At 28.5% G+C, this 24,566-nt stretch carries 29 protein-coding genes and 2 tRNA genes; 13 read left to right on the top strand and 18 right to left on the bottom strand.

Annotation, left to right across the window (positions count from 1 at the left end):
• Positions 1-31: 31 nt before the first annotated feature.
• The 3 genes from AMN83_RS04380 to AMN83_RS04370 are packed head-to-tail and all read right to left on the bottom strand — an operon-like array spanning position 32 to position 3,559.
• The gene (locus AMN83_RS04380; protein ID WP_075504452.1) at positions 32-1,474 is read right to left on the bottom strand and encodes a hypothetical protein; all 1,443 of its coding nucleotides are present in this window, start codon (positions 1,472-1,474) and stop codon (positions 32-34) included.
• 17 nt (positions 1,475-1,491) lie between these two features.
• Positions 1,492-2,178 (bottom strand): hypothetical protein, encoded by a 687-nt coding sequence (locus AMN83_RS04375; protein ID WP_075504516.1) that lies wholly within the window; start codon positions 2,176-2,178, stop codon positions 1,492-1,494.
• 1 nt (position 2,179) lies between these two features.
• On the bottom strand, positions 2,180-3,559 hold the full coding sequence (locus tag AMN83_RS04370) for a hypothetical protein (protein WP_075504451.1): 1,380 nt from the start codon (positions 3,557-3,559) through the stop codon (positions 2,180-2,182).
• A gap of 89 nt (positions 3,560-3,648) precedes the next feature.
• Between AMN83_RS04370 and AMN83_RS04365 the strand changes: the two genes are divergently transcribed.
• Genes AMN83_RS04365 through AMN83_RS04350 form a run of 4 tightly spaced genes read left to right on the top strand, consistent with a single transcriptional unit; the run spans position 3,649 to position 6,621 of the window.
• Positions 3,649-3,918 carry a hypothetical protein gene (locus tag AMN83_RS04365; RefSeq protein ID WP_075504450.1) on the top strand — a complete coding sequence of 90 codons (270 nt, stop codon included), beginning with the start codon at positions 3,649-3,651 and terminating at the stop codon, positions 3,916-3,918.
• 3 nt (positions 3,919-3,921) lie between these two features.
• Positions 3,922-4,197, top strand: coding sequence for a hypothetical protein (locus tag AMN83_RS04360; RefSeq protein WP_075504449.1), 276 nt, complete (start codon positions 3,922-3,924; stop codon positions 4,195-4,197).
• Positions 4,198-4,205: 8 nt separating this feature from the next.
• Positions 4,206-5,435 carry a DNA recombination protein RmuC gene (gene rmuC / locus AMN83_RS04355; protein WP_075504448.1) on the top strand — a complete coding sequence of 410 codons (1,230 nt, stop codon included), beginning with the start codon at positions 4,206-4,208 and terminating at the stop codon, positions 5,433-5,435.
• Between the two features lie 4 nt (positions 5,436-5,439).
• On the top strand, positions 5,440-6,621 hold the full coding sequence (locus tag AMN83_RS04350; RefSeq protein ID WP_075504447.1) for a hypothetical protein: 1,182 nt from the start codon (positions 5,440-5,442) through the stop codon (positions 6,619-6,621).
• On the opposite strand, the gene AMN83_RS04345 is transcribed toward AMN83_RS04350, so the two are convergent.
• The 15 genes from AMN83_RS04345 to AMN83_RS04265 form a co-directional block, all read right to left on the bottom strand.
• Entirely contained in the window at positions 6,614-7,660 is a 1,047-nt protein-coding gene (locus AMN83_RS04345; RefSeq protein ID WP_075504446.1) for a DNA cytosine methyltransferase, read from the bottom strand. The two genes, AMN83_RS04350 and AMN83_RS04345, sit on opposite strands and share 8 nt — an antisense overlap.
• Positions 7,644-8,687, bottom strand: a complete 1,044-nt coding sequence (locus tag AMN83_RS04340; RefSeq protein ID WP_075504445.1) for a DNA cytosine methyltransferase — start codon at positions 8,685-8,687, stop codon at positions 7,644-7,646. The genes AMN83_RS04345 and AMN83_RS04340 overlap by 17 nt, the downstream gene beginning before the upstream one ends.
• 201 nt (positions 8,688-8,888) lie before the next feature.
• Positions 8,889-9,581, bottom strand: a complete 693-nt coding sequence (hisG, locus tag AMN83_RS04330) for an ATP phosphoribosyltransferase (protein ID WP_075504443.1) — start codon at positions 9,579-9,581, stop codon at positions 8,889-8,891.
• Positions 9,581-10,633, bottom strand: coding sequence for an ATP phosphoribosyltransferase regulatory subunit (locus AMN83_RS04325; protein WP_075504442.1), 1,053 nt, complete (start codon positions 10,631-10,633; stop codon positions 9,581-9,583). The genes hisG and AMN83_RS04325 overlap by 1 nt, the downstream gene beginning before the upstream one ends.
• Complete coding sequence (gene hisS, locus AMN83_RS04320) at positions 10,611-12,005, bottom strand: histidine--tRNA ligase (protein WP_075504441.1); 1,395 nt, start codon at positions 12,003-12,005, stop codon at positions 10,611-10,613. Before hisS ends, AMN83_RS04325 begins: the two co-directional genes overlap by 23 nt.
• A gap of 4 nt (positions 12,006-12,009) precedes the next feature.
• A tRNA-His gene (locus tag AMN83_RS04315) sits at positions 12,010-12,084 on the bottom strand.
• 231 nt (positions 12,085-12,315) lie between these two features.
• Positions 12,316-12,528, bottom strand: a complete 213-nt coding sequence (locus AMN83_RS04310; RefSeq protein ID WP_023854396.1) for a cold-shock protein — start codon at positions 12,526-12,528, stop codon at positions 12,316-12,318.
• 80 nt (positions 12,529-12,608) lie between these two features.
• A tRNA-Phe gene (locus tag AMN83_RS04305) sits at positions 12,609-12,683 on the bottom strand.
• Between the two features lie 4 nt (positions 12,684-12,687).
• Positions 12,688-12,903, bottom strand: coding sequence for a translation initiation factor IF-1 (gene infA / locus AMN83_RS04300; protein WP_023854397.1), 216 nt, complete (start codon positions 12,901-12,903; stop codon positions 12,688-12,690).
• Between the two features lie 2 nt (positions 12,904-12,905).
• Entirely contained in the window at positions 12,906-14,189 is a 1,284-nt protein-coding gene (gene hisD / locus AMN83_RS04295) for a histidinol dehydrogenase (protein ID WP_075504514.1), read from the bottom strand.
• A gap of 1 nt (position 14,190) precedes the next feature.
• Positions 14,191-14,580 carry a DUF2948 family protein gene (locus tag AMN83_RS04290; RefSeq protein WP_256998070.1) on the bottom strand — a complete coding sequence of 130 codons (390 nt, stop codon included), beginning with the start codon at positions 14,578-14,580 and terminating at the stop codon, positions 14,191-14,193.
• Positions 14,580-15,839, bottom strand: coding sequence for a UDP-N-acetylglucosamine 1-carboxyvinyltransferase (gene murA / locus AMN83_RS04285; protein WP_075504440.1), 1,260 nt, complete (start codon positions 15,837-15,839; stop codon positions 14,580-14,582). Before murA ends, AMN83_RS04290 begins: the two co-directional genes overlap by 1 nt.
• A gap of 3 nt (positions 15,840-15,842) precedes the next feature.
• On the bottom strand, positions 15,843-16,403 hold the full coding sequence (gene dcd / locus AMN83_RS04280) for a dCTP deaminase (RefSeq protein WP_023854401.1): 561 nt from the start codon (positions 16,401-16,403) through the stop codon (positions 15,843-15,845).
• 97 nt (positions 16,404-16,500) lie between these two features.
• Positions 16,501-16,701, bottom strand: a complete 201-nt coding sequence (locus tag AMN83_RS04275; RefSeq protein WP_075504439.1) for a hypothetical protein — start codon at positions 16,699-16,701, stop codon at positions 16,501-16,503.
• A gap of 174 nt (positions 16,702-16,875) precedes the next feature.
• Positions 16,876-17,598 (bottom strand): TVP38/TMEM64 family protein, encoded by a 723-nt coding sequence (locus tag AMN83_RS04265; RefSeq protein ID WP_075504438.1) that lies wholly within the window; start codon positions 17,596-17,598, stop codon positions 16,876-16,878.
• Positions 17,599-17,696: 98 nt separating this feature from the next.
• Here AMN83_RS04265 and rpmH point away from each other — a divergent pair, with 98 nt between their 5' ends.
• From rpmH to AMN83_RS04220, 9 genes are read left to right on the top strand one after another with little or no spacing between them, the layout of a single operon-like run.
• On the top strand, positions 17,697-17,837 hold the full coding sequence (gene rpmH, locus AMN83_RS04260) for a 50S ribosomal protein L34 (protein ID WP_023854404.1): 141 nt from the start codon (positions 17,697-17,699) through the stop codon (positions 17,835-17,837).
• Between the two features lie 4 nt (positions 17,838-17,841).
• Positions 17,842-18,183, top strand: a complete 342-nt coding sequence (rnpA, locus tag AMN83_RS04255) for a ribonuclease P protein component (RefSeq protein WP_075504437.1) — start codon at positions 17,842-17,844, stop codon at positions 18,181-18,183.
• On the top strand, positions 18,183-18,434 hold the full coding sequence (gene yidD, locus AMN83_RS04250) for a membrane protein insertion efficiency factor YidD (RefSeq protein WP_102133166.1): 252 nt from the start codon (positions 18,183-18,185) through the stop codon (positions 18,432-18,434). The genes rnpA and yidD overlap by 1 nt, the downstream gene beginning before the upstream one ends.
• Positions 18,421-20,100 carry a membrane protein insertase YidC gene (yidC, locus tag AMN83_RS04245; RefSeq protein ID WP_075504435.1) on the top strand — a complete coding sequence of 560 codons (1,680 nt, stop codon included), beginning with the start codon at positions 18,421-18,423 and terminating at the stop codon, positions 20,098-20,100. The genes yidD and yidC overlap by 14 nt, the downstream gene beginning before the upstream one ends.
• A gap of 16 nt (positions 20,101-20,116) precedes the next feature.
• Entirely contained in the window at positions 20,117-20,965 is an 849-nt protein-coding gene (argB, locus tag AMN83_RS04240) for an acetylglutamate kinase (protein ID WP_075504434.1), read from the top strand.
• Positions 20,962-21,633: a pyrimidine 5'-nucleotidase gene (locus AMN83_RS04235; RefSeq protein ID WP_075504433.1), complete on the top strand. Its 672-nt coding sequence runs from the start codon at positions 20,962-20,964 to the stop codon at positions 21,631-21,633. Before argB ends, AMN83_RS04235 begins: the two co-directional genes overlap by 4 nt.
• Before the next feature lie 4 nt (positions 21,634-21,637).
• Positions 21,638-22,465, top strand: a complete 828-nt coding sequence (gene dapD / locus AMN83_RS04230) for a 2,3,4,5-tetrahydropyridine-2,6-dicarboxylate N-succinyltransferase (protein WP_075504432.1) — start codon at positions 21,638-21,640, stop codon at positions 22,463-22,465.
• Between the two features lie 2 nt (positions 22,466-22,467).
• Entirely contained in the window at positions 22,468-23,625 is a 1,158-nt protein-coding gene (gene dapE / locus AMN83_RS04225; RefSeq protein ID WP_075504431.1) for a succinyl-diaminopimelate desuccinylase, read from the top strand.
• On the top strand, positions 23,622-24,551 hold the full coding sequence (locus tag AMN83_RS04220; RefSeq protein ID WP_075504430.1) for a histone deacetylase family protein: 930 nt from the start codon (positions 23,622-23,624) through the stop codon (positions 24,549-24,551). The genes dapE and AMN83_RS04220 overlap by 4 nt, the downstream gene beginning before the upstream one ends.
• Positions 24,552-24,566: the final 15 nt, after the last annotated feature.

Below are 24,566 nucleotides of genomic sequence, written 5' to 3'. Positions count from 1 at the left end.
TCCTTTCTATTAATTGGAGCCTTAAAGTCAACTAGGCAATTTCATATTTTTTTTCTATAGACATAATAAATTCATTTATTTCATCTAATTTTTTTAGTTCCTCTTCATCATCTCGATTTGATGCTTGATCTCTTAAGGTATCAATTTCTTGATAGGCCATTCCTATAGTTTGCCACTTTTCTCTATTTTTGCTTAAAATTCGTCTAGCAATTTCACTTTTTATATTTTTATATAAATCTGGTGGCAAAATATGTGGCGCTTCTTGATAAATAATTTTTTGCCCAAACCAACTACATCTTTTATCTTGAAACTTATCCAGCATTCTTAATTTATCTTCCCAAGAAGAACTATGCCAAGTTTTAAATAATTGGGTGTCTTTATTAGGAATGAATTTTTCATATAAAGTTTCCTCTGGTAACAAGTCCTCTTGAGTTTTAGTTTGCTCTTTTTCGTCCTCAATTTCTCTATAAATTGTCTGAATATTTCTGCAAAATTTTTCGCTATTTCTAACCATTTTTGCTCTTTTTTTTATTAATTCATAATCTAAAGTTGAATAAGGTTTTTCCTTTAAAGCGTACTGATAATCTAAAATTATTGGAGCTTTATTAATTTTTAAAACTCTAATGCATTTTGGACTAAAGCTTTTCATTGTGGCTTTTAACTCGTCTATTGATAGATTTAATAGAGGTTCAGGATCTCTTCTCAAATCAAATACAAATTTATCATTTGATTTTTTTGGATGTGAATGTGAATAATATTCTGGATGCATTGTGCAAACAAGATAAGTCATATTCTTACCTTTGACATTTTCAAAAATAGAAAATATTCCTTCTTTATTTAAAATGGTGTCGGTTCCTGTTTTTGTAGATGTTTTTAAAAAATTTTCCCAATTAGTTTTATGCTTACTTTTAATTATTCTTAAAATTTTTAAAGCATTCACCGCATCAACATAAGCTGTATGCGAAGCTGATGTATCAAAGCCTTGCATTCTACTTAAACCTTCTAAAGCAAGTGACTCATTTCCTGCATCTGTTAATTCAGTTTTCAACGTTTCTGGAATTAATGTTTGCGCAGCTCTTGCTACATGAAGACCATCATGTTCGCTGTTAGGAGAAGAATGGGTAATATACGGATACCTATTTCCTTTAAAAAAATTAAAATGAAACATTCTTCGATCAAAGTTTAAATTTGACCATCCCATAAATAATGCTGGAGCTGCTTTAGAAAAAAAGTTTTCTACAGCTCCTAAAAAATCATAATGGGAATAATTACCTTTTGTAAGTAAATCTATACTTGTAGAATTAACTAATAAAGCCTTTGCGCTAGGAACCTCGCCTTCAGGCATTCTGCCTCTAATATTTAGCTTACCAATTTCTTTTAAATTTTTATCAACAACAACAGCACCTACCTCAATTATTGATCCCCAAATAGTACTATTAGTCGTTTCTGTATCGTAAATTACTATTTTATCCATCTCGTCTATATAAGCACTTAAACTAAATTTAAAAGCTCATTAAATTTTTTTAATCTTCCCAAAAATAAATTTTGATAAATCACTAAATCATGATTTTGAATTTTAAATTCTTGAAATAATTTATCTACAGTGCACACTAAAATTACACAAGAAGTGATATTAGAGTTATACACAATGTTATGTGCTAATGAATATGCGCTGGTTTGAAGAAGCCATGAATCAATATATTCAGCTTTTTTTGGTTTATTACTTTGTTTAAAATCAATTATTGTTTCTTTTCCCTCATAAACACCAACACAATCTGCAGTACCTGCATATTTGTCTGGATAATGAAGAGTGCACTCTACCCCCCAAATTTCTTCTAATCTATTTTTTAATCCTTTATCAATTATTTCTTTTGCCATTAATTTATATTTCTCGTTATCTTCAAAGAAACTTAAATTCTCCCTACCTAAAAGATAAGATTCTAAATAATTATGCATCTGAGAACCTCTGCTACTAGCTGCTTTTGTAATAGCCTCAGCCTCTTTTATTCCTGTTCTTTCTCGCCAATTTGCTAATGCAGCCTTATCTTCCTCTGATTTAGTTGCGTCAAGAATTGAAGTAACACTTGGTAATTTTTTTTCTCCTAATAAATATCTCCTAATTCCGTCTACAGTTGCTCTTGAGGATGTTGGATAATCGTATTTTTTATTCCATTTCATGTTATTTTTTATTAAAGTCAATTAATTGTCTTATAGTTTTATCAATAGTTAAATCTGATTGATTTAAATTTTTAGTCTCAGGTAATTTTTTAACCTCATTGCCATAAATTTTTTTTTTAATATCCCATTCAAATAATTTACCATTTTTATTAATTAAAAAGGCATGATTAACTTTATTTATTTTATATAAATCATTTAAATTTTTTGAAATTTTTTTTTTCATATAATTCCACTTCATACTTTTATGATCTATATCTGAAAATGAAAATTCAACCATTGCAAGAACTTTGTCATTTTTTTCATTTACAATTAATGCATCGAAGGTTCTGAGTTTTCCAATACCAGTTACTCTTTCATCAATAATTAATAAATTATCATCTTTAATCAATTTTATTTGTGCTAATTCCCACATTTTTGCATCTCTTGCATAAGCTGCTCGACATTGATTACTGTGAAACTTTGCTCTAGTAAATTTTTGGCTAGAAAAATATTTATTACATCTATTATTTTTACATATATTTATTTTACCTTTTTTTTGTATAAATGAAGCAAAACTAGACCATATAAAGTTTAATAAGTCTTTATTTTCAGTTTTGAAATTTATCCATCTTTGATTTCTATTTTGAAATTTACCTGGTTCTTCTACTTCAGTAACAATTGTATGAGAAGTTTGTCTCAGTCTTTCATTTAAAATTTGGTAAAAAACTCTCACTACTAATTGTTCATATATTTCTTCAAATAGAAAATTTCCTGAGGGGGAGATCATATCATGTAAATCGATATTAAGCTTAATATTTGATTTTAAATTATTTTCTTCAAATTTAGAATAAGTATTATCCAAATAAACAAATTCTAAAAAATTTTTTTTATCTTTTATAAAAATTTTTTTTAACTCTTCTATATTTTCATTTTGATAATTTGAATAAGTTTTAATTAATGAATGCATTAAAGCAATTTCATACCGCCAAAAACTAAGTGTTTCAAAATGATATTTTTCTTTAAATAGCTTAATATTGAATGGTTGATTTACTAGTAATCCATATCTATTTGCAAAAGAATATATATCGAATGATGAAATCTTACCTTTATCATCACTTAAATTTATAAAATTAAAAAAAATATCTTCAGTTAATTCTTTTTCAGGCTCTTTGATAATTATCTCACCTGACGGACCTGTTCCTGTTTTTAGCTTCAACACTTCAAACTCACCTACAATTATTTCTTGCTCTTTTTCATTGAAAGGTAGGTGAACTTTTTGATCTGTTTTTGTATTAATAACAGCATCATAATATTCCGAAAAACCTACTGCAAAATCAGAAGCCCGCTTATTTATCTTAATTAGTCGATATTGTTGATATGTTTTATTGATAAATTTATTCATTGAACCTCTTGAAATAATACGCTATCATAATTATATAAAGAATATTGTATTTATAGAGAATTTTATCGTAAATAGCAATAGTTACAATTATGAAGGATAAACAAAAGGAAATAATGCAAATAAATGAGAAAAATCAACGTTTTTCTGATTGTTACCTACAAACTGTAAATCCATGGGCTATATCTGCGAAGTTGTTAAAGGACAACCCGGATATGCCCATAAGAGTAGCAAAAGCAATGACATTTTCAATAATCTCTAACGAGTACACAAGACTCGTTATAGATGAGGAGCATAAGGAGCAGCAGCAAAACGTGGATGAAGTTTTTGAAATTAAAAAAATTAGCAATGATATTAAGTAAATTATGACCAAAATAGTTAAATTTCCAAAAAATAAAATTGAATATTCAGATCGTTTTTTCAGAAAAATTGATCCAAAAGCAGTTACACACTGTATTCAAATGTCAAATCCTAAATTATCAGCCAAAGTTGCTCATGCTATAGCCCTTGCATTGGTTTATACAACCTATGTAGAATTGGTTCTCGATGAGGAAGAAATTCCACCAGAAATAGTTGATAGAGTAAGAAATAACGATTTTAAGTCGTTTATTGATAATTCTAATGATAAAAGGTTTAATTAAGATTTTTTATGGATGCAATATTAGGAACAATAGTAGGGTTTTTTGCTTTTGGTCTCGTATGGTTTTTTTTACTTAAGCCAAAAAATAATAATGAGATTAATAATGAACTAGCATTAAAAGATGAAGAACTCAAATATAAAGAAGAAGAATTAAAAAATTCACAAATAGATTTAGCTACAAGAGATGCAGAACTTAAAGCAGCTGAGGACGCCAAACAAGAATTAATTAATCAACTTAAAGATAAAAAAGACGAAGTAAAAACTCTTTATACAAAAGTTGATGAAATTACTAAAGGAGTTGGAGAATATAAATCAATTTCTGAACAAGCAATAAATAAACATGATGCATTTGGTACAAGAATAAAAAATTGGTTTGAGAAGCTTACAACGAATGTCACTTATCAAGGAAATTTTAATCAACAAATATTAGAAAATCTTTTAGTAGATGCAAATCTTGTTAAGGGTAGAGATTTTTTTGCACAAAAGAGACAGACAACATATAATATTGATACTGATGAAGATAAAAATGTAGTACCAGATATTCTTTTAAAATTTCCTGAGAGGAATTACATTATAGATGCAAAAGTCTCTTTAGCAGATTGGACAAAATATGTAGAAGCAGTAAAATCAAATACTGAAGAGGATAAAAAATTAGCTGATAAATATTTAAAAGATCACATTGATTCCGTTAGAAAACATCTTTTTGGTCCAAAAGGACTAGATAAAAAAAATTACAATAAGCTGTATGGAATAAATTCTTTAAAGCATGTGATTGTTTTTTTTCCTGCGGACGAACTTTACACTATTACACTTAAAGGAGATATTACTTTACAAAATGATGCATTTAAAAAAGGTTTTATATTTTCATCTCCAAATAATCTGAATAATTTAATTGCAGTTTTTGAACAAATAAAAAGTGAAAAAAAACAGATAGAAAATATTAGTAAGATTATTTTATCAGCTAGTAAAATTTTTGATAAATATTCAGATGTAAAAACAGCAATAAAAGGCGCTTTAGAATCTTATAGAACACATGGAAATAAGTTACAGAATATAGTCACAAAATCTTGGGGCTCTCAGGGGTTAGAAAAACAAATTAAAAAACTTGAAAATGAACACGGGGTTATTGCGGGCAAGCAAATACCAGAATTACCACCTGAGCAATCAACAATCATCAATGTAGCTGATCCAGAGGAAGAGGAAAAAATTATAACAATCGGAAAAGAAAATAAATCCTAAAAAAATGTCTGACACACATGATCAAGGTGCAATCAACGCCTCTTCAGTAATACTTAATAAAGTTAGATCTGAAGATGGTGAATTTAAACAAATTTTTACAAACAGATTTCATAGAAGTGGATTTACAGGTTGGCCAAAAGCTGATGCAATCTTCAAAGATTATTTTGGAGAAGAGGAAGTCACTATTGGATTTGAATACAAACCTCCACTTCAAGAAAAAAGAGAATATATGACAGGTGTTGGACAAGCAGTTTCTTATTTGCATCATAATGATTATGCAGGATTAATACTTCCTAAAATTTCTAAAGATAACTATCCAATCTCTGATTTTATAGTTGAACTTTTTAATTCAAGAGATGAACTAAAAAATTTACCTATATGTATATTTGATTATGATACTAGATCTCAAATCACTCAAGAAAATTTATTTTTGAGAAAAAAAATTGAAAAAAAGAACGATTACAAAATTGAAAAAAAAGAGGATAAAGGAAAAGTCAAAGTATTTTGGGCATGGTGGAGAGATTTAAGTAACTACGAGATATATGATATATTATCATTGTGCAGACAATATAAGGATAAAAATACAGACATTTATACTGATTATGTTTGGCCTACGTTTAAAAATAAATTAGAGAGTGGTCAAGCTCTTACTTGGGAGGGTGAACCAAGAAACAAAACATCTATTCCACCAGGTGAAAAACAAAATTATAAAATTCCTTTTTTTCAACTTGGTTTAATTGATCAAGATACAGGACACCTTACTCAATTTGGATTTAGATTATTAAATCTCTGCGATCAAAATGGTCCTGATAGTAAAGTATTTATGCAAGCTTTAGGAAACCACATATTGAAAGTAGGTAAACATATGCAATTAATCGATCTTTTATATTTTTTTCAAGAGGACATAATTAAAAAAGGAGAAAAATTTAAATCTGAAAAACATAAAGAATTATTTGATAATTATTTAGTTGATATTGGACAAGTTCCCCCTTGGGAGGATAGAAAACCTGGAAGAAAAACTACTGGTGGAAAACAGTATTACATTAGAGATGAATTCAAGTTATGGAATAAATTAGGTTTTATATTAGGAAATGAAAGAACTTATTTTAGAGAAGATTATGGACTTCAATTTAATTGGCCTAACATAAGAGAAATTTATAACTTTGATATAAATAAATTTACTTAGTATTTAATCTAGCAAATTTATTTAAATTTAAATTTAAACTTTCTTTAATACTCTTGCCTAAAATTTTAGCTAACTGAACTGGAACTGCATTACCAACCAAAATACATTGCTCTTGTCTGGTTCCTTCGAAAATTATTTTGTCTGGAAATGTTTGCAATCTTGCAGCTTCCCTAACTGTCAAAGCCCTATCCAGAGTTGGATGTAGTGGGAAAGCATTATGACCAGGCACCATTGTTCCTGAAGGTAATTTTCTATGAAGTCGCTTATATATATGGCTGAAATTCTTTAGCTTATTATTCTTGTAATCACTTCTACTACCCAATAATAAATTTTTTGGAATATTTTTTGTAATCCCACCACCCTCATTTATAAAAGAGATTCTTTTTCTAACAATATCATTATGTTTCATGGGTACATGATTTTGTATTTTTTTGTTATTCACTAAATCCATAATTGTGTCACCAACTGTTCTATAATCTTTTTTTAAAATAATTGGTTTTGGAAAACTATATTCAAACATGTTCTTGTGACCCACTAGAAATACCCTTTTTCTTAATTGTGGCACACCATAATCTGCAGCATTTAAAAGTTTGTAGCCAATTTTATAACCACTTGAAATAAAAAACTTTTTTAATCTATTGAAATAAAAAACATTTTTATCATGTATCAATCCACTAACATTTTCCATAATAAAAAAGCTTGGTTTTATTAACTTGACAATTCTTCCAAACTCAAAAATTAAATCATTTCTTTTGTCATTAACGTTTTTTTTTCCAATTGACGAAAAACCTTGGCAAGGAGGTCCACCTATAATCAAATCAACTTTTGTATTATTAAATATCTCTTTAATATCTGAATTCGAGTAGTCATCAATTGATTTTGAGTAAATTTTTGTGTTTTTAAAATTTTTTTTATGGGTTTTTATAGCTGGATCCCAATTATCAAAAGCTCCTACACAGTTAAAACCTGCTGCTTTAAATCCTAAAGAAAATCCTCCTGCTCCACAAAATAGATCAATAAAATTATGCTGCTTTTTCATTTTTTTTAATAATTTTTTTTAATATAATTTTCTTAAGATGTTTGGCCCAACTTTGAGCTAATTTTACAGGAACTGAATTTCCAACTTGAATACATTGCTCATGTCTTGGACCAATAAAAATAAAATTGTCTGGATATGTTTGAATCCTTGCTGCTTCTCTAACCGTAAGCGATCTATCTAACCAAGGGTGAATTGGAAATGCATTGTGCCCAGGAACCATTGTTAATGAGGGCTTATTTCTATGTAATCTTTTAAAAGTATTTCCAAAATTTTTTCTAAATAATTCTTTTGAAAGTTTATTTTCAGGCAATCTACCACCCTCAGGTATTAAACTGTACCTTTTTAAATTTTTTGGTTTATGTTTCAAGGGAACATGATTCATTGTCACATCAATTTTTATTTTTGCTAAATCTTTAATTACAGAATTTACAGTGTTCTCTTTTTCTAAAAATAAACTGTCTCCATGAGTAATATTTGGTTTGGAGATCTCATATTTATCAAATTTTGTACCAATAATAAAAACTCTTTTTCTATATTGTGGAACACCATAATTTACAGCATCTAAATTAAAAACTTCAAATCTATAACCATAATTTTTTATTTTTTTTTTTAATTCGCTAAATATATTTCCATTTTCTCTTGTTAAAATGCCACTCACATTTTCCATTAAAAATATCTTTGGATTCAAATAGTTTACATGCTCAATAAAAGAAAATACTAAATTATTTCTAATATCTTTTTTTTTCCTTTTTTTCTCTACAGATGAAATCCTAGCTCCTATAGTTGAAAATCCTTGGCAAGGCGGTCCTCCAACTACAATATCAGGTTTAAGACCTTCAAAAATATTTTTATTTAATTTTGAAAGATCACTTAAAACAAATTTAATTTTTGGTAAATTTTTTTGGTATACTTTCTCACAATATGGATCTATATCAGCTGCTAACTCTACATTGTACTTTTCGTTTAAAAAACCTAATGTAAATCCACCTGATCCGCAAAATAAATCGACTATTCTTAGTTTATCCATATGATTCCAGTAACACTTATATCATATATCAAACAAAAAATTATATTGTGTGTTGATAAGTCACTAAATTTAATTAATAATTTAGTAATGGAAATTAGCTTAGTTCTAAAATTTATAATTTTTCTTATAGTAATTGTAACTTTCTACGCAATTATTAGAAATCTTGATATTATCAAAATTATACTAATTTATTGGAAAGATTTAATTTTTAGAAAGTAATTTTACTATTTTTTTAAGACCCATTTTATTATTGGATGACTTAGAAATCATCATACAAGCTTCTGATCTAAGTATCTCTCCATCCTTTAAAATACGTAGATTATTTGCTTTTAAAGTTTCTCCAGTAGACGTGATATCCGTAATTATCTCCGAAGAGCCTGTGAAAGGATAAGCTTCAGTTGCACCCAAACTATCAATTAATTTGAATTGGGTAACACCCTTTGAAAATAAAAATTCCCTTGTTAAGTTTGGATATTTTGTTGCTACTCTTAATCTTTTCTTTTTCTTATCTTTAAATTCAAATGCAATTTCTTCTAAATCTGCAACTGTTTGTACATCTATCCATGGATCAGGAATTGCGACTACTAATGTAGCCTTACCAAAATCATATCTTTTTAAAACATTAATTTTCTTTTGAGTGTTAATTTCACTTTCCTTTAATAAATCAAAGCCAGAAAAACCTATATCCAAAGATCCGTCTCCAAGTCTTTCTATGATCTCTCTTGCATGAAGATATAAAATCTTAATATTTTTAAATTGTTTTATAGATCCTAAAAGATCTCTTTCTCCTCTTTCAGAAATGAGATTTAATTTATTTTTTTTAAAAATATTTAAAACATCTTTTCTAAGTCTACCTTTGCTTGGAATTCCAATATTTAAAATATTTTTTGTCATTAGTAATTTAAATTTAAAGCAGCACCTACTGCTGGAGTTTGTTTTTTTGATCCTAAGTCTGAAATTAGACCATCATAACGACCACCATTAATAATATTTTTTAATGAGTTTTTAGATTTAATATCAATTTTAAAAACCATTCCGGTGTAATATTCTAATTGTCTTCCAAAGGATGCTGAAAATACTACATTTAATTTTGAAACCTTATTATTAGAGATTGGAAAATATTTTTGATCTACAGCTAGATTTATTTTGTTTTTTTTAAAAAATTTATTTAACTCAATTGCTGCTTTATTTATGGGACATTTAATTTTTAAGAAATCTTTAATTATTTTTGAAACATTCTTTCCTTTACTAGCTCTTCTAGGATCTTTTATTTTCTGATCAAACCTTTTTAATATTTCATTAATTGTTCTTCCTGCAACAATATTTGATAAATCCTCTTTAAGCATTTTCACGTAGCGCTTTTTATCTATTTCTACAATTGTTGGATCAACATCTGAATTAGTTTCTAATCTTTTTAATAAATCATTAAAATATTCTTCTCTCCAGAAGTGTCTGGCCAATCTTAGCTTCCATCTCTTTGGAATATCCAATTTTGAAATTAACAAATTAAATATTTCAACATTTCCAATAGTTAGTGTTCCTGAAGAATATTTGATATTTTGAAGTGATTTAAGAGATGTATTTATAATTTCTTTGTCGTCATTTTTCTCATCCTTAGATCCTAAAATTTCAAATCCAATTTGATTTCTAATGATTGAGTCTTTTTTGTTTTGCGATTTTCGATAAGCTTGACCACTGTAAAAAATTTTTTCCTTACCTTTTAAATTATTCTCCAAATACCTTAAACAAGATGCAATTGTTAAATCTGGTCTTAAACACAACTCGCTTCCATTCTGATCAGTAAAGGAGAAGATAAACTTTCTAAAATTTTCTCCTGATCTTTGAACAATGTGATTAGCCTCAATTACTGAAGGTAAATCAATATATTTAAAACCCTTAGATTTTACTGATCTAAGGATGTTTTCAGATAAGTTTTTTGACTTCATCGATTAAATTTTCTTTTGGAAATGTTTTATTGTTTTCACCCTTAACGCCTTTGAGACTTTTTATAGTGACCGTATTTTCATTAAATTCATTTTCACCACATATTATTGCAACATCCAGCTCACGTTTATTTGCTAGGGTTAGTTGCTTACCTAAATTTTTTTTTGTATCTAAAAAAATTTCAGCATTGATATTATTATTTCTTAATAAATCTAAAATTTCATAATAACTTTTAAGATATTTTTCATCCATTACACAAACTAAAACTGGTTTTTGACTATCTACTTTTACTTGATCCAATTGCATTAAAGCAAATAACAATCGATCAACTCCAAAACTAATTCCGGTGCCTGGAATATCCACACCTTTAAATCTCGAAATTAATTTTGCATAGGCTCCTCCAGAACAAATACTACCTATATCGACCTCTTTGCCCTTGTTATTTGTAACTTTAAAATTTAGATTTGTTTCAACAATGAAATCTGAATAATAAGCCAATCCCCTAACAATTGTAAAATTTGTTTTGACTTGATTTAAATTTGAACTGTAACCCAATACTTCAAATACTTGTTCTAATTCCTTTATACCTTCTTGAGACAATGGATTTTTTAAAGTTTCTTTTAATTCTTTTAAATCTTTAATTTTTAAAAAATTAAGTATTTCAGACGCTTGTTCATCGTTTAAATCTGCACCCTTAGTGATTGCACCACTTATATCTTTTCTCTCTTTTTTAAGCAGATCTTCAACACCTTTTAAACCAAAACCTGGTTTATCTAATTTATCAATTGCCCTAATTACTTTTACTTGCTTTTCTTCTGATATTTTTAAATCATCAATTAATCCTTGAACTATTTTTCTGTTACTAACGTTGATTGTAAATTGATCTTTTTTTAGACCACAATCTAACAGAGTACTTGATATTAAATTGCAAAGCTCTGCATTTGCTTGCGCAGGATTAACATTTCCCACGATATCAAAATCTGCTTGCATAAATTCTCTGTATCTTCCATTACCAGCCTTTTCATTTCTAAAGACATTTTGAATAGCATACCTTTTAAAGATTGATGGAAGCTCTTGATTATTTTGTGCAACAAATCTAGCTAGTGGGCTTGAAAGATCATACCTAAGAGTAATGCTCTTTTCTCCATCCTCAAATGAGAATACATCAGACATAGGATTAGCTTCATCTTCTGCCAAAAAAGATCCTATATTTTCACTTATCTCAAACGAAGGGGTTTCCAGAGCCTCTGCTCCAAATTTAATAAAATTATTCTCAATAGCTTTTAAAAGCTTTTTTTTGAGAAGAAGTTTTTTATCCCAACGATCTTCAAATCCTGAAGGCAATCCAGGAATTAATTTTTTTTCTTTATTCATTTTTTGGTACCCGGGCTGAGAGTCGAACTCAAACTTAAAGTTCCACAAACTTCCGTGCTAACCATTACACCACCCGGGCTTATCCTCTTTGTTTTTATCTTATTTTATGTGGATTTAAAATTATAATATAAATAAATAGCCTACTGGCTATGGAAACAGTTTCTGTGAGTACTTCTAAAAGTCTTTCTGTATGTAATATTTATATTCATGAGCAGTCTTTTAGACAAAAAAAATTAATATTCAAGGTCTAAATAGAAAAAGGACGTTTATCTATTTGATAGATAAAACGCCCTTTTAAATAATTTCTAAATTAGTCTATTTTTTTTAAATTAACTGCAGAAGGACCTTTGGGACCATCTTCTAATGTGAATTCAAGTTTATCACCTTCATTGAGATATCTCATACCAGCAGCTTTTACCGCTGAAGCATGAACAAAGGCATCTTTTTCTTTATCATCTCTTTCAATGAAGCCATATCCCTTTTTACCATTATACCATTTAATTTTTCCTTGTAGTGTACTCATCTTATTTCTTAGTCCTTTTGTTATTTATTAACTCTTAAAGTTAATTTCTTTTACGATTATTTCAAGATGAAACTTTATGGTGGTGGCTGAGGAAGGATTCGCACCTCCGACACAAGCCTTTTCAGGGCTCTGCTCTACTCCTGAGCTACTCAGCCTTATTTATCCCCTAAAGATAATTCTTCCTTTAGTAAGATCGTAAGGTGTCATTTCAACTGTCACATTATCACCTTGGAGAACTCTAATTCTGTTTTTTCTTAACTTACCTGCAGTATGCGCGGTGACAGTATGCCCGTTCTCAAGCTTAACCCGAAACATTGCATTAGGAAGTAGGTCTATCACTGTACCTTTAAATTCCAGTAAGTCTTGTTTTGACAAATTTATTTTCTCCTTATTCGTTTTACTACAGATTGGGCGTGTCCAACCAACCCTTCGTAATTTGCAAGTGTTATAACTGATGGTCCAAGACTTTCAATACCCTTTTTTGATAAGTTTATGTATGAAATCCTTTTATAAAATTCATTTACACTTATACCGCTTGAGTATTTTGCAGAACCATTAGTTGGCAACACATGGTTTGATCCAACATTATAATCAGTCATTGCCATCACTGCATATCTTCCTAAACATATTGATCCTGAATTTTTTATTTTTGGAACTAACGATTTGTAATTTTTAATATTTAATTCCAAATGTTCTGGTGCAATTTTATTTACAACACTTGTTATTCTAGCGTCTGAAGAAATATACATAAGAATTCCATTATTTATTAAACTTCTTCTTGCAACAGAAGCTCTTGGAATTTCTTTTAATTGTTTTGTAATTTCAATTTTTACTTTATCTAGCAAATTTTTATCTTTTGAAATCAAAATACATTGTGCAAGAATATCATGTTCAGCTTGTCCAATTAAATCACTTGCAACCCACTCAGGATTTGAGAATTTGTCACAAACGATAGTCACTTCTGAAGGACCTGCGGTCATACCTTCAATTCCAACAACACCAAAAACTTCTTTTTTTGCTGCCGCAACATATGCGTTTCCTGGACCAACTATTTTATGAACTTTTTTAATTTTTTTAGTCCCATAAGATACTGCTGCAATAGCAGAAGGGCCCCCTATAGAATAAATTTCTTTTATTTTGCATTTTTTTGCTGCGTATAATACGGCTGGATTTTGTTTTCCTTTATAGCCTGGATTAATCATAACAATTCTCTTAACACCCGCTACAATTGCTGGAATAGCATTCATCAATACACTCGATGGGTATGAAGCGGTAGAACCAGGAACATAAATTGCAACAGACTCTAAAGGTACATATTTATATTCAAGTTTGTTTTTTAATTTATCTGTATAAGAAATATTTTTAAACTTTTGAAGTGAATGAAATTTATAAATTCTATTATAAGCCGTATCGATTGCTTTCTTTACTTTTTTATCAAGCGAATTTATAGATTTTTTAATTTGTTTTGAGCTTGGAATAATTATGTTGTTTTGATTAAATCTTTTCTCGTATTTTAATAATGCTTTATCACCATTTTTTTTAACATCTTTAATTATATTTGTTACAGAAACAGAGTCTGATTGAATTTTTTTTTTTCTCTGTAAAAGCAAATTCTCTAATAATTTATCAAAATTTTTACTTTTACTATTTAGTATCTTCATATTATTTAATTTCACTTTGATCCTCTAATCTTGCTTCAATAGTTTCTGTAGTTAAAGCAATATGAGCATTGTTATTAAAAATAAGATTTATTTCATAAACATCATTATTTTTCAAATAATCTATACCTATTAGCTCTAAAACTATTTCTTGATTTGATTGATCAATGTTCTTTGATCTTACTTTATCAACAAAATCAAACCTACAAATGCTATTGATTTTTTTATCTTCCTGATCACTTTCAACCTTGGTTCTTTCAATTGATAATAAAAAAACCTTATTGGATGCGAGATATTTTATATCTGCAATTTTAACTTTGGCCCCTGAACTACAAGCTGAAATCATTTGTAAACCTTCTTGGTCGCTTGCAATAATTTTAGCCAAATATTTCACTATTTTAATCTTTTAATTTTAACACCAATTTTTTTTAGTTTATTTTCTATTTTTTCATAACCTCTATCTAAGTGATAAATTCTGTTAATATATGATTTACCAGTAGAAACTACAGCTGCTAGAACCAAAGCAACAGAAGCTCTTAAATCACTAGACATTAATTCGGCACCAATGAATTTAGTATTTCCTTCTATTGTAGCGGTATTATTTTTAATATTTATTTTTGCTCCTAATCTTTGCAATTCCGCAACATGCATAAATCTATTTTCAAAAATACTTTCAGTTATTGAGCTTTTACCAACTGCTTTACACATCAAAACCATCAATTGTGCTTGTAGGTCTGTTGGAATGCCTGGAAACTCTTTGGTTTTAATACTTTTTATTGCTTTTATTTTTTCAGGTCCTTTAATTAAGATTTTATTTTCACTAGATTTAATTTTAGCACCAACTTTTTTTAGTAATTTTATTTCTGTACCAATAATTTTAGGATTAAAATTATTTATTTGTAAATTGCCTTTTGCAAGTGTTGCAGCTACACAAAATGTGCCTGCTTCTATTCTATCAGCCATTACAGAATATTCAGTTTCATTTAAAGAATTTACACCTATGATTTTACAAACTCTTCCTTTCCATTTTATTTTCGCTCCAGATTTATTTAAAAAATTTGTAAGATCTTTAATCTCAGGTTCTATTGCACAATTTTTTAAAACTGTTTTTCCTTTTGCTAAACATGCCGCTATTATAGAATTTTCAGTTGCCCCAACACTTATCTTTGGAAAATTTATAGTTGTTCCGACAAGTTTTCCTTTTGATTTAGCAAGAATATATCCATCTTTTAATTCATATTTCATACCAAGTTTTTTTAATGCAGTTAGATGATAATTAACTGGTCTAGCGCCAATTAAGCATCCGCCAGGTAAAGAGATTTTAGATTTATGGTATTTTGAAATAAGTGGACCTAAAACCAAAATAGAACCACGCATTGTTTTGACTAAAGAATAACTAGCAAAAGTTTTCATATTTTTTTTATTTATAATTTTTGCTGTTTTTTTATCTCTTGATAAAATTATTTTAGAACCAAGAGACTTTAATAAATTTAACATTGTATTAATGTCTCTAACTCTTGGTAAATTTTTGATAACTACAGGTTTATCAAATAATAATGTTGCAGCTAATATTGGTAGGGACGCATTCTTCGAACCTGAAATTGAAACATTACCCTTGATTTTACAAGGGCCGTTGATCAGAAATTTGTCCATAAATTACTTTTTAATCTTAGCAACTTGAATTGTGGTTTGACCCTGATATTTACCGTTCTTTGATTTATAAGTTGTTTCTGGCTGAGTATCTGATTTGAAAAATAAAAATTGTGCTATTCCCTCGTTTGAATAAATTTTTGCAGGATTAGGTGTTGTATTGCTTAGCTCGATTACAATATTGCCCTCAAATTCATTTTCAATTGGAGTAACATTACAGATAATTCCTGTCCTTGCATAAGTACTTTTTCCAACGCAAATACATAAAACATCTTTTGGTATTCTAAAATATTCGACTGTTTTGGCTAAAACGAATGAATTTGGTGGGATAATACAGTGTGGTCCTTTTCGTTCTATAAAATTATCATCAGAAAAATTCTTTGGATCAACTAAAGAACTATTAACATTAGTAAATATTCTATATTCATCGGAGATTCTTACATCATATCCCATACTACTTAATCCATAAGAAATTTTACCCTCAGAAACTTGATGATCCAAAAATGGCTCTATCATATTGTGCTCCTTGCACATTTTTTTAATCCAAGAATCAGGTTGAATTGACATTATTTATTTTTCTTTTTATTTTTTTTTTGGAAAATTTTTCTTTTCTTCAAATTTTTTCTAAGCGCCAAGCTTAAACGCTCATTTTTATCTTTTGAACTCATTCTTTATTTGGGTTAGTCAGGAAATCTAAAGAAATTGGTTTATTAGGATCTAATGCAGTTCTTTTTTCCTCTTCTTTTTTTGGGCCTTCTTTAGCTAAACGTTTAGCTTTTTTTTCAGCAAGCTTTCTTTCTCTTTTAGCTTGCTTTTCCATAAGCTTATTACCTTTAGTAGATTTGTAATCGTAATGAATTCCCATAACATTTTCCTAAAATAGATATAAATCATATTAATCAAAAAATTAAGGCAATAATTTGAAAAAAATGCTTTATTATCAATAAAATACAATTTGTCTCTAAGCTCCTGTAGTTAAATGGTATAACAAGTCATTGGTAATGACTAGTTCCCTGGTCAGTACAGGGTGGGAGCACCACTAATTTCTATAAAAAAACTTTCTCAAAAATATAGTAATCAAAATTAAAATAAAGAAAGATGTTAAAGGAACATATATATCAGGTGAAAGAATTATATCAGTTATACTGGGAGCTACTAAGTTTTGGTCAATAACTTTTTCTAACCCGCTTCCTATTGAAGAAACAATAAAAACACTTGGCACAATACCAAAAAGTGTTGAAAAAAAATAATTTTTTAATTTAACATTAAATAAAATTGGTAACAAGCATTGTACCTGCCAAGGAATTCCTCCAACACAACGATAAATTAATAAATAGATAAATTCAGATTTTTTAAATTTTATTTCTAAATTTTGAAACTTATTTAAAAATTTTTCTCTAATTAAATCTTTTAAGAAATAGTTTCCAAATAAATATAAAAATGTTGCACCAATACTTAAACCAAGAACACATAAAATTGTTCCAATCCATTTTCCAAATATAAATCCACCAACTAAAACTACTGGACTCCCAAAACCTAATAGTGGGAATGTCCAAAAAACAATTAATATCAAAAAACTTATAGCTATGAAAAATAAATTAGAATTTTTAAGATCAATAAAATAAGACCGATTATTTCTTATAAAATCATAAGAGGTAATTTCTGAAAGACTAAATTTTGAAAAAAAGAAATACAAAAATACACAAATAATTAATAGATAAGATAACCCAATAAATAATTTAATTTTTTTTGTATTTTCCATGATTCTTCTTATTTTAATGCTTAATCTTCTATTTGCTATTTTAATTATTACTAATATAAAGGGGCAAAAAATTATAAAAAACTATATCAAATCTAATTATGAAAAGAACTTATCAACCCTCAAATAAAAAAAGAGCTCGAAAACATGGCTTTCGTTCAAAAATGAAAACTAAAGGTGGTAAAAAACTTTTGGCTAGAAGAAGAGCAAGAGGAAGAAAATCACTAACAGTTTCTGTATAGAATAATGAAAAGCAAAATACTTGCTCTTTCAAAAAACGAAGAATTTAAAAATCTACTTAAACAAAAAAAGATTACAAATAAATATGTAAGTATTTTTTTTGGAAAATTACTGAATAAAGATAAAAAAAGACTAAATATCAGTTTTGTGACTAAAAAAAAAATCGGTAATGCAGTAAAGAGAAATAAAATTAAAAGAAGATTAAGAAGCATCATGAATGAGGCTGTAAAAAAAATAAAGATAAACTTTGACTATTCATTTCTTGTTATCGCTAAGTCTTCTATGCTAAATAATGAATACAAAATTATAAAAGAAACTCTTTTTCAGGATTTTGCAAAAATAAAATAATGAATATATTTACTTTAATTTTAATTAAATTTATCAAGGCCTATAAATATTTGATTAGTCCATTATTGGGTCATTCTTGTAGATATTTACCAACATGTTCTGAATACAGCATAGATGCTTTAAAAGAATATGGTTTTTTTAAAGGTTTATACATGAGTATAAAAAGAATTTTATCTTGCCATCCTTGGGGAAGTGGTGGGTTTGATCCAGTTAAAAAAGATGTAAAGGAGAAAAAAATTGGAAACTCGTAATATTATAGCAGCTATAAGTTTATCAGCTGCAGTGATTATATTATATTCACTTTTTTTCGCACCGCCACCGGTAACGAAAGAAAATTTAGCTGAACAAAATAAAACTGAACAAAACTCAGATGCTCCTAGTTTAGATCAAAAAGAAAATGTAACTGAAATTTCTAGAGAAGATGCTTTGAAAGAAAGTGAAAGAGTTTTATTTGAAAACCAAAGTATTGTTGGATCTATTTCTTTAAAAGGAGCTGCAATTGATGATCTTACTTTCAAAGAATACAATGTCAGTTTAGAAAGTGATGAAAAAGTAAAATTTCTTGCGCCACGAAGTTCTAAAGAAGGATATGTAATAGAAAGTGGTTTTATTACCACTGATAAAAATATTGATATTCCAAATGCAGACTCAATTTGGTCGGTTTCTGGAAATAATAAATTAACTAATCAATCTCCTATAAAACTTAGCTGGACAAATGATCAAGGGATCACCTTTGAAAAAGAAATTGCTTTAGATGATAAGTTTTTATTCACGATAAAACAAAGAGTTATAAATTCTACTGATAAAAACTACGACTTCTATTCATATGGACAAATTATACGAAATCAGATCCCTGAAGGTTTAACTGATTTTTACATTCTTCATGAAGGACCTATCGCTACGTTAGATGAAGAGTTAATTGAGGAAGATTATGATGATATTGAAGAGAAAAAGTTCTCCAGAACTGCACAAAAAGGATGGTTGGGAATAGGAGATAAATATTACATATCAACTCTAATTCCACCAAGAGAAAAAGAATTTAAAACTACAATGGATTATAAGAACAAGTACAGAATAAACTTTGTTACAACAGACCCATTGGAGTTAACTGGCAATTCTTCTATAGAAGAAAATTTACAAGTAATCGTGGCTGCAAAACGAGTTGATGTGATTGATGGATACGCAGAAACTTTAAAAATTGATAAATTTGATTTAACAATTGACTGGGGCTTTCTGTACTTTTTAACTCGACCTTTGTTCACTGCTTTAGAGTATTTCTTTAAAATATTTGGTAATTACGGATTAGCAATTATTGCTGTTACTGTTTGTATTCGTTTAGCATTTTTTCCACTTGCTAATTTTTCATTCAGAAGCATGGCAAAAATGAAAGCTCTTCAGCCTGAGATGGCAAGACTTAAGGAATTACACAAAGATGACAAGATGAAATTGCAACAAGCAATGATGGCTCTTTATAAGAAGGAAAAAGTTAATCCCATGTCTGGATGTTTGCCAATTCTAATTCAAATACCTGTATTTTTTGCTTTGTATAAAGTTTTATTTGTAACTATAGAAATGCGTCATATGCCCTTTTATGGTTGGATCCAAGATTTAAGTGCTAAGGATCCTACTTCTATATTTAATTTATTTGGATTGTTTCCATATGACGTACCTTCTTTCCTTGTAATTGGAGCATGGCCAGTTGCTATGGGGGTATCAATGTGGGTTCAACAAAAGTTAAATCCAGCTCCAACAGATCCAATGCAAGCAAAAATATTTATGTTCTTCCCTTTATTTTTAACAGTAATTCTTGCACCGTTCCCAAGTGGGTTAGTGATTTATTGGACAGTTAATAACATTTTAACAATGGCTCAGCAGGTTGTAATAATGAAACGTACAACAGTGAAAACTGTAACCTAATAAATTAAAATATTAAATGGACCTTGAAAAGATACTACCTAAAGATGGGCCACCAATAAATGAAGTAAATAAATATATTGAAAAATACAAAAACGATTTAATAGTAATTAAATATGGTGGAAACGTTTTAATTGATAGAAACATATTTAATAACTTTATAACTGATCTTAATATTTTAAATAAATTAGGACTGGCAACTATAGTAATTCATGGTGGTGGACCTAGAATTAAAAGAGAACTAGAAAAATCGAACATTCAATCAAAATTTATAAGAGGACTAAGAGTAACTGATAAACATATAATTAATATTGTTGAATCTGTTTTGATTGATTTTAATGATGACATTGTTAGTTCTTTAAAAGACAAAGGTACAGAAGCAATCTCTATTCATACAAAAAATAATAATGTTATAAAAACTATACCGGAAGCAGAAGAGCTAGGATTTGTAGGAATACCAAATGAGATTAATAATGAACAAATATTAGATATAATTAATCAAAATAAAATTCCTATAATTTCACCATTAGGATTAGGTAAAGAAAATCAAACGTATAATATTAATGGAGATACTGCCGCAATGGCCATAGCAAAATCTTTAAAATCAAGAAGACTTTTGTTGATGACAAATGTAGATGGTGTTTTAGATAAAAATAAAAAATTGATAGAGGAGATTTCTTCATCTGAGATTATGGAAATGATTAAAGATGAAACTATTACAGAGGGCATGATACCTAAAATAAATGCGTGCTTAGATGCAGTGAATAACGGTGTAACAGCAGTTGGTATAATCAATGGTACAAAGCCACATTCATGTTTGTGGGAAATATTCTCTGACAAGGGCTCTGGGACCCTAATAAGACAATGAAAGAATTAAAGAATATCAAAAACATATTATTTGATTGTGATGGGGTACTCTATAGTGATCTTGAAGGCGTATTTGGTCAAGTAAGTAAAAAAATGACTCAATATATTTCAAATAAATTAAATGTAGATTTAAAAGAGGCAAAAGAATTACAAACAAATTATTTTCATAAATATAACACTAGCCTTAATGGTTTAATGATACATCACGATATACCTCCAAGAGAATTTTTAGACTACGTGCATGATATTAATTTAGATTTTTTAGAAAAAGATACCGCTTTAAGGAATGAGCTAGAAAATATTAATCTGAACAAATTTGTGTTTACAAATGGAAGTAAAGAACATGTTAAAAATATCACTACTCACTTAGGAATTGAAGATCAATTTGATGGAGTATTTGATATTGTTGATGCTGAATACAGTCCAAAACCTGAAGCAAAAGCATTTGATCTTATGGTTAAAAAATTTCAAATCGATCCAACTGAGACAATTTACATTGAAGATATTGCAAAAAACTTATCAATTGGAAAAGAAAGAGGAGCAAAAACAGTTTGGTTAGTCAATGATGAATACTGGGGGAAAAAAGAGTCTGATAAAGAATATATTGATTACAAAATAGAAAATCTTTCTTTATTTTTAAAAGAAATAAGGTTATTAAAAAACTCATAAAATTATGAGTATTGAAAAAATTATAAATGAAGCTTGGGAAAATAAAGACCAAATAAACCAAAATTCAGATAAATCTTTAAAGGATGCTGTTAATCAAATTATTGATGATTTAGACAGTGGAAAAGCAAGAGTAGCTGAAAAGATCAATGGTGAATGGGTTACTCATCAGCATCTAAAAAAAGCTATAATGTTAAGTTTTAGAATGTATCCAATGGAAAATTTAAATGGTCCATACAGTAGCTGGTATGACAAAGCTCATTTACTTAAAGGAAAAACAGCTGGATGGACAAAAGAAGATCATGAAAAAGCTGGTTTTAGAATGGTGCCTAATTCACCAGTTAGAAAAGGATCATTTGTAGGAAAGAATGCAGTTTTAATGCCATGCTATGTAAATATTGGTGCATATATTGATGAAGGAACAATGATGGATACATTTAGTCGTGCAGGAAGTTGTTGTCAGATTGGAAAAAATTGTCATATCTCAGCTGGTACAGGAGTTGGAGGTGTATTAGAACCTGCCCAAGCATTACCAACAATTATTGAAGATAATGTTTTCTTAGGAGCAATGTCCGAAGTAGTAGAAGGTGTAATAGTTGGAGAAGGGTCTGTTCTGAGTATGGGAATGTATATTGGACAATCAACAAAAATTGTTAATAGAAAAACTGGTGAAATAACTTATGGAAAAATTCCACCCTATTCAGTGGTAGTTCCAGGATCCTTACCAGATAAAAACAATCCACAAGCACCATCTTTGTATTGTGCGGTAATAATTAAACAAGTTGATGAAAAGACGAGATCAAAAACATCAGTTAACGACCTTTTAAGAGAATAAAAATGCAAAAAATTAATGAACTTCAATTAGCTAAAGAGCTAATTAGGTTTCCATCTGTTACAAAAACTGATGCTGGAGTAATTAAATTTTTAGAAAAAAGATTAAAAAAAATCGGCTTTAAAACCAAAATTCTTGAGTTCAAAGATAAAAATAGTTATCCTGTAAAAAATCTTTATGCAAGACTTGGTACCGCAAGTCCAAATTTTTGTTATGCAGGTCATTTAGATGTAGTGCCACCTGGTAATTTAAATGATTGGACTGTTAATCCCTTTAAACCAGCTGTTAAAAAAGGATACTTAATTGGCAGAGGTGCAAATGATATGAAAAGCTCAATAGCTGCATTTGTTACTGCAGTTAGTAGTTTTTCTAAAATAAATAAAAAATTTGGTGGGTCTATTAGTCTTCTGATTACTGGAGACGAAGAAGGAATTGCAATTAATGGGACGAAAAAAGTTGTTGAGTATTTGAGAAAAAGAAAGGAAAAAATAGATTTTTGCTTAGTAGGAGAACCTACAAATCCAAATAAATTAGGAGAAATGATTAAAATTGGTCGTAGAGGTAGTATGACTGGAAAATTGTCTGTCATTGGTATTCAAGGTCATGTAGCTTACCCAAATAGAGCCAACAATCCGTCAACAGCTTTAGTTCAAATTCTAAAAGAATTAAAAGAAATTAAATTTGATGAAGGTACAAAAGATTTTCAACCTACAAATTTGGAAATAACAAAAATTAACATTGATAATTCAGCTGATAATGTAATTCCAGGATTAGCTAATGCTTCTTTTAATATTAGATTTAATAACAAACATACATCTTACAAATTAAAAAATAAAATAAACAAAATAATTAAAAAAATTTGTAATAAAAATAAATCAAAATTTAAAATTGAATATAGTGTTTCTGGTGAGGCTTTTTTAACTAAACCAAATAAAACTACATTTATGATTCAAAATACAATTAAAAAAGTTACTAAAATTAAACCAAAATTATCAACAACTGGTGGCACGTCAGATGCTAGATTTATTAGAAAAATAGCTCCGTGTTTAGAATTTGGGTTAGTAGGAAAAACTATGCATAAGGTAGGGGAATGTGTGTCCTTATCTGATTTAAAAAGATTAACTTTAATTTATACTAAAATCTTAGATAACTACTTTAAGTGAAAACTGGTTTAATTACATCAGATACATCTCAAAATCATGATACAGGTCCTGGGCATCCAGAACAAATAGCAAGGGTATCCGTCATAGTAGAAAATTTTAAAAAACTTAATAATAAAAATCTTATATGGAAGAAACCATCTAAAGTTTCAGATGATATTCTATTAACCACACATGAAAATAATTATTTAAATTTAGTAAAAAGTTCTTTTCCAAAAAAAGGTTTTTCCTCACTTGATGGTGATACAATCATTTCGCCTGGAAGCAAAGACGCAACCTTCGATGCAGTTGGATCAATAATTGCTGCAATTGATGGGGTGGAAAAAAAAGAATTTAGAAATGCATTTTGTGGTGTTCGACCTCCTGGACATCATAGCTCACAAAATAAGGCTGCTGGTTTTTGCATTTTAAATTCAGTGAGTATTGGTGCAAATTATTTGTTGAAAAAATATAAATATAAGAAAGTTGCAATAATAGATTTTGATGTACATCACGGTAATGGAACACAGGATATTTTTTATGAAAATGAAAATGTTCTTTTTATATCAACTCACCAATATCCATACTATCCAGGAACTGGTTCAGAACAAGAAAGAGGTAAATTTAACAATATTTTTAATATACCTTTGCCAGCTGGCATAAGTTCAGAAGAATATTTAAACGTATTTGACCGTGTATTAAAAAAATTAGAAGAGTTTAGACCAGAGTTTATATTGATTAGCGCTGGTTTTGATGCCCATGAAGATGACCCTCTCGCTCAATTTAATTTAAAAACAGAGGATTATTTTACTATTACCAAAAGAATATTAGAGACTTCTAAAAAATTTTGTAATGGAAAAGTTGTTTCAATTTTAGAGGGTGGTTACGACCTAAATGCCCTTCGAGATAGTGCTAAAAGACACGTTGATGCTCTTTTAGAATTTAATTGATAATTTTTTAGAAAA

The organism is Candidatus Pelagibacter communis (genome assembly GCF_001180025.1).
GTDB classification, from domain to species: domain Bacteria; phylum Pseudomonadota; class Alphaproteobacteria; order Pelagibacterales; family Pelagibacteraceae; genus Pelagibacter; species Pelagibacter ubique_A.
The sequence above is the reverse complement of the archived record's forward strand: the minus strand, read 5'-3'. Positions and strand labels throughout refer to the sequence as shown.

What these genes read in the sequence shown, in the direction of transcription:
- rpmH (WP_023854404.1), top strand. Translation starts at nt 17,697, where the DNA reads ATGAAAAGAACTTATCAACCCTCAAATAAAAAAAGAGCTCGAAAACAT.
- AMN83_RS04375 (WP_075504516.1), bottom strand. Translation starts at nt 2,178, where the DNA reads ATGAAATGGAATAAAAAATACGATTATCCAACATCCTCAAGAGCAACT.
- AMN83_RS04345 (WP_075504446.1), bottom strand. Translation starts at nt 7,660, where the DNA reads ATGAAAAAGCAGCATAATTTTATTGATCTATTTTGTGGAGCAGGAGGA.
- AMN83_RS04380 (WP_075504452.1), bottom strand. Translation starts at nt 1,474, where the DNA reads ATGGATAAAATAGTAATTTACGATACAGAAACGACTAATAGTACTATT.
- AMN83_RS04265 (WP_075504438.1), bottom strand. Translation starts at nt 17,598, where the DNA reads ATGGAAAATACAAAAAAAATTAAATTATTTATTGGGTTATCTTATCTA.
- rmuC (WP_075504448.1), top strand. Translation starts at nt 4,206, where the DNA reads ATGGATGCAATATTAGGAACAATAGTAGGGTTTTTTGCTTTTGGTCTC.
- AMN83_RS04370 (WP_075504451.1), bottom strand. Translation starts at nt 3,559, where the DNA reads ATGAATAAATTTATCAATAAAACATATCAACAATATCGACTAATTAAG.
- yidD (WP_102133166.1), top strand. Translation starts at nt 18,183, where the DNA reads ATGAATATATTTACTTTAATTTTAATTAAATTTATCAAGGCCTATAAA.
- dapD (WP_075504432.1), top strand. Translation starts at nt 21,638, where the DNA reads ATGAGTATTGAAAAAATTATAAATGAAGCTTGGGAAAATAAAGACCAA.
- AMN83_RS04275 (WP_075504439.1), bottom strand. Translation starts at nt 16,701, where the DNA reads ATGGGAATTCATTACGATTACAAATCTACTAAAGGTAATAAGCTTATG.
- hisG (WP_075504443.1), bottom strand. Translation starts at nt 9,581, where the DNA reads ATGACAAAAAATATTTTAAATATTGGAATTCCAAGCAAAGGTAGACTT.
- AMN83_RS04325 (WP_075504442.1), bottom strand. Translation starts at nt 10,633, where the DNA reads ATGAAGTCAAAAAACTTATCTGAAAACATCCTTAGATCAGTAAAATCT.
- argB (WP_075504434.1), top strand. Translation starts at nt 20,117, where the DNA reads ATGGACCTTGAAAAGATACTACCTAAAGATGGGCCACCAATAAATGAA.
- rnpA (WP_075504437.1), top strand. Translation starts at nt 17,842, where the DNA reads ATGAAAAGCAAAATACTTGCTCTTTCAAAAAACGAAGAATTTAAAAAT.
- murA (WP_075504440.1), bottom strand. Translation starts at nt 15,839, where the DNA reads ATGGACAAATTTCTGATCAACGGCCCTTGTAAAATCAAGGGTAATGTT.
- AMN83_RS04340 (WP_075504445.1), bottom strand. Translation starts at nt 8,687, where the DNA reads ATGGATAAACTAAGAATAGTCGATTTATTTTGCGGATCAGGTGGATTT.
- AMN83_RS04350 (WP_075504447.1), top strand. Translation starts at nt 5,440, where the DNA reads ATGTCTGACACACATGATCAAGGTGCAATCAACGCCTCTTCAGTAATA.
- dapE (WP_075504431.1), top strand. Translation starts at nt 22,468, where the DNA reads ATGCAAAAAATTAATGAACTTCAATTAGCTAAAGAGCTAATTAGGTTT.
- dcd (WP_023854401.1), bottom strand. Translation starts at nt 16,403, where the DNA reads ATGTCAATTCAACCTGATTCTTGGATTAAAAAAATGTGCAAGGAGCAC.
- hisD (WP_075504514.1), bottom strand. Translation starts at nt 14,189, where the DNA reads ATGAAGATACTAAATAGTAAAAGTAAAAATTTTGATAAATTATTAGAG.
- AMN83_RS04360 (WP_075504449.1), top strand. Translation starts at nt 3,922, where the DNA reads ATGACCAAAATAGTTAAATTTCCAAAAAATAAAATTGAATATTCAGAT.
- AMN83_RS04365 (WP_075504450.1), top strand. Translation starts at nt 3,649, where the DNA reads ATGAAGGATAAACAAAAGGAAATAATGCAAATAAATGAGAAAAATCAA.
- AMN83_RS04310 (WP_023854396.1), bottom strand. Translation starts at nt 12,528, where the DNA reads ATGAGTACACTACAAGGAAAAATTAAATGGTATAATGGTAAAAAGGGA.
- AMN83_RS04235 (WP_075504433.1), top strand. Translation starts at nt 20,962, where the DNA reads ATGAAAGAATTAAAGAATATCAAAAACATATTATTTGATTGTGATGGG.
- hisS (WP_075504441.1), bottom strand. Translation starts at nt 12,005, where the DNA reads ATGAATAAAGAAAAAAAATTAATTCCTGGATTGCCTTCAGGATTTGAA.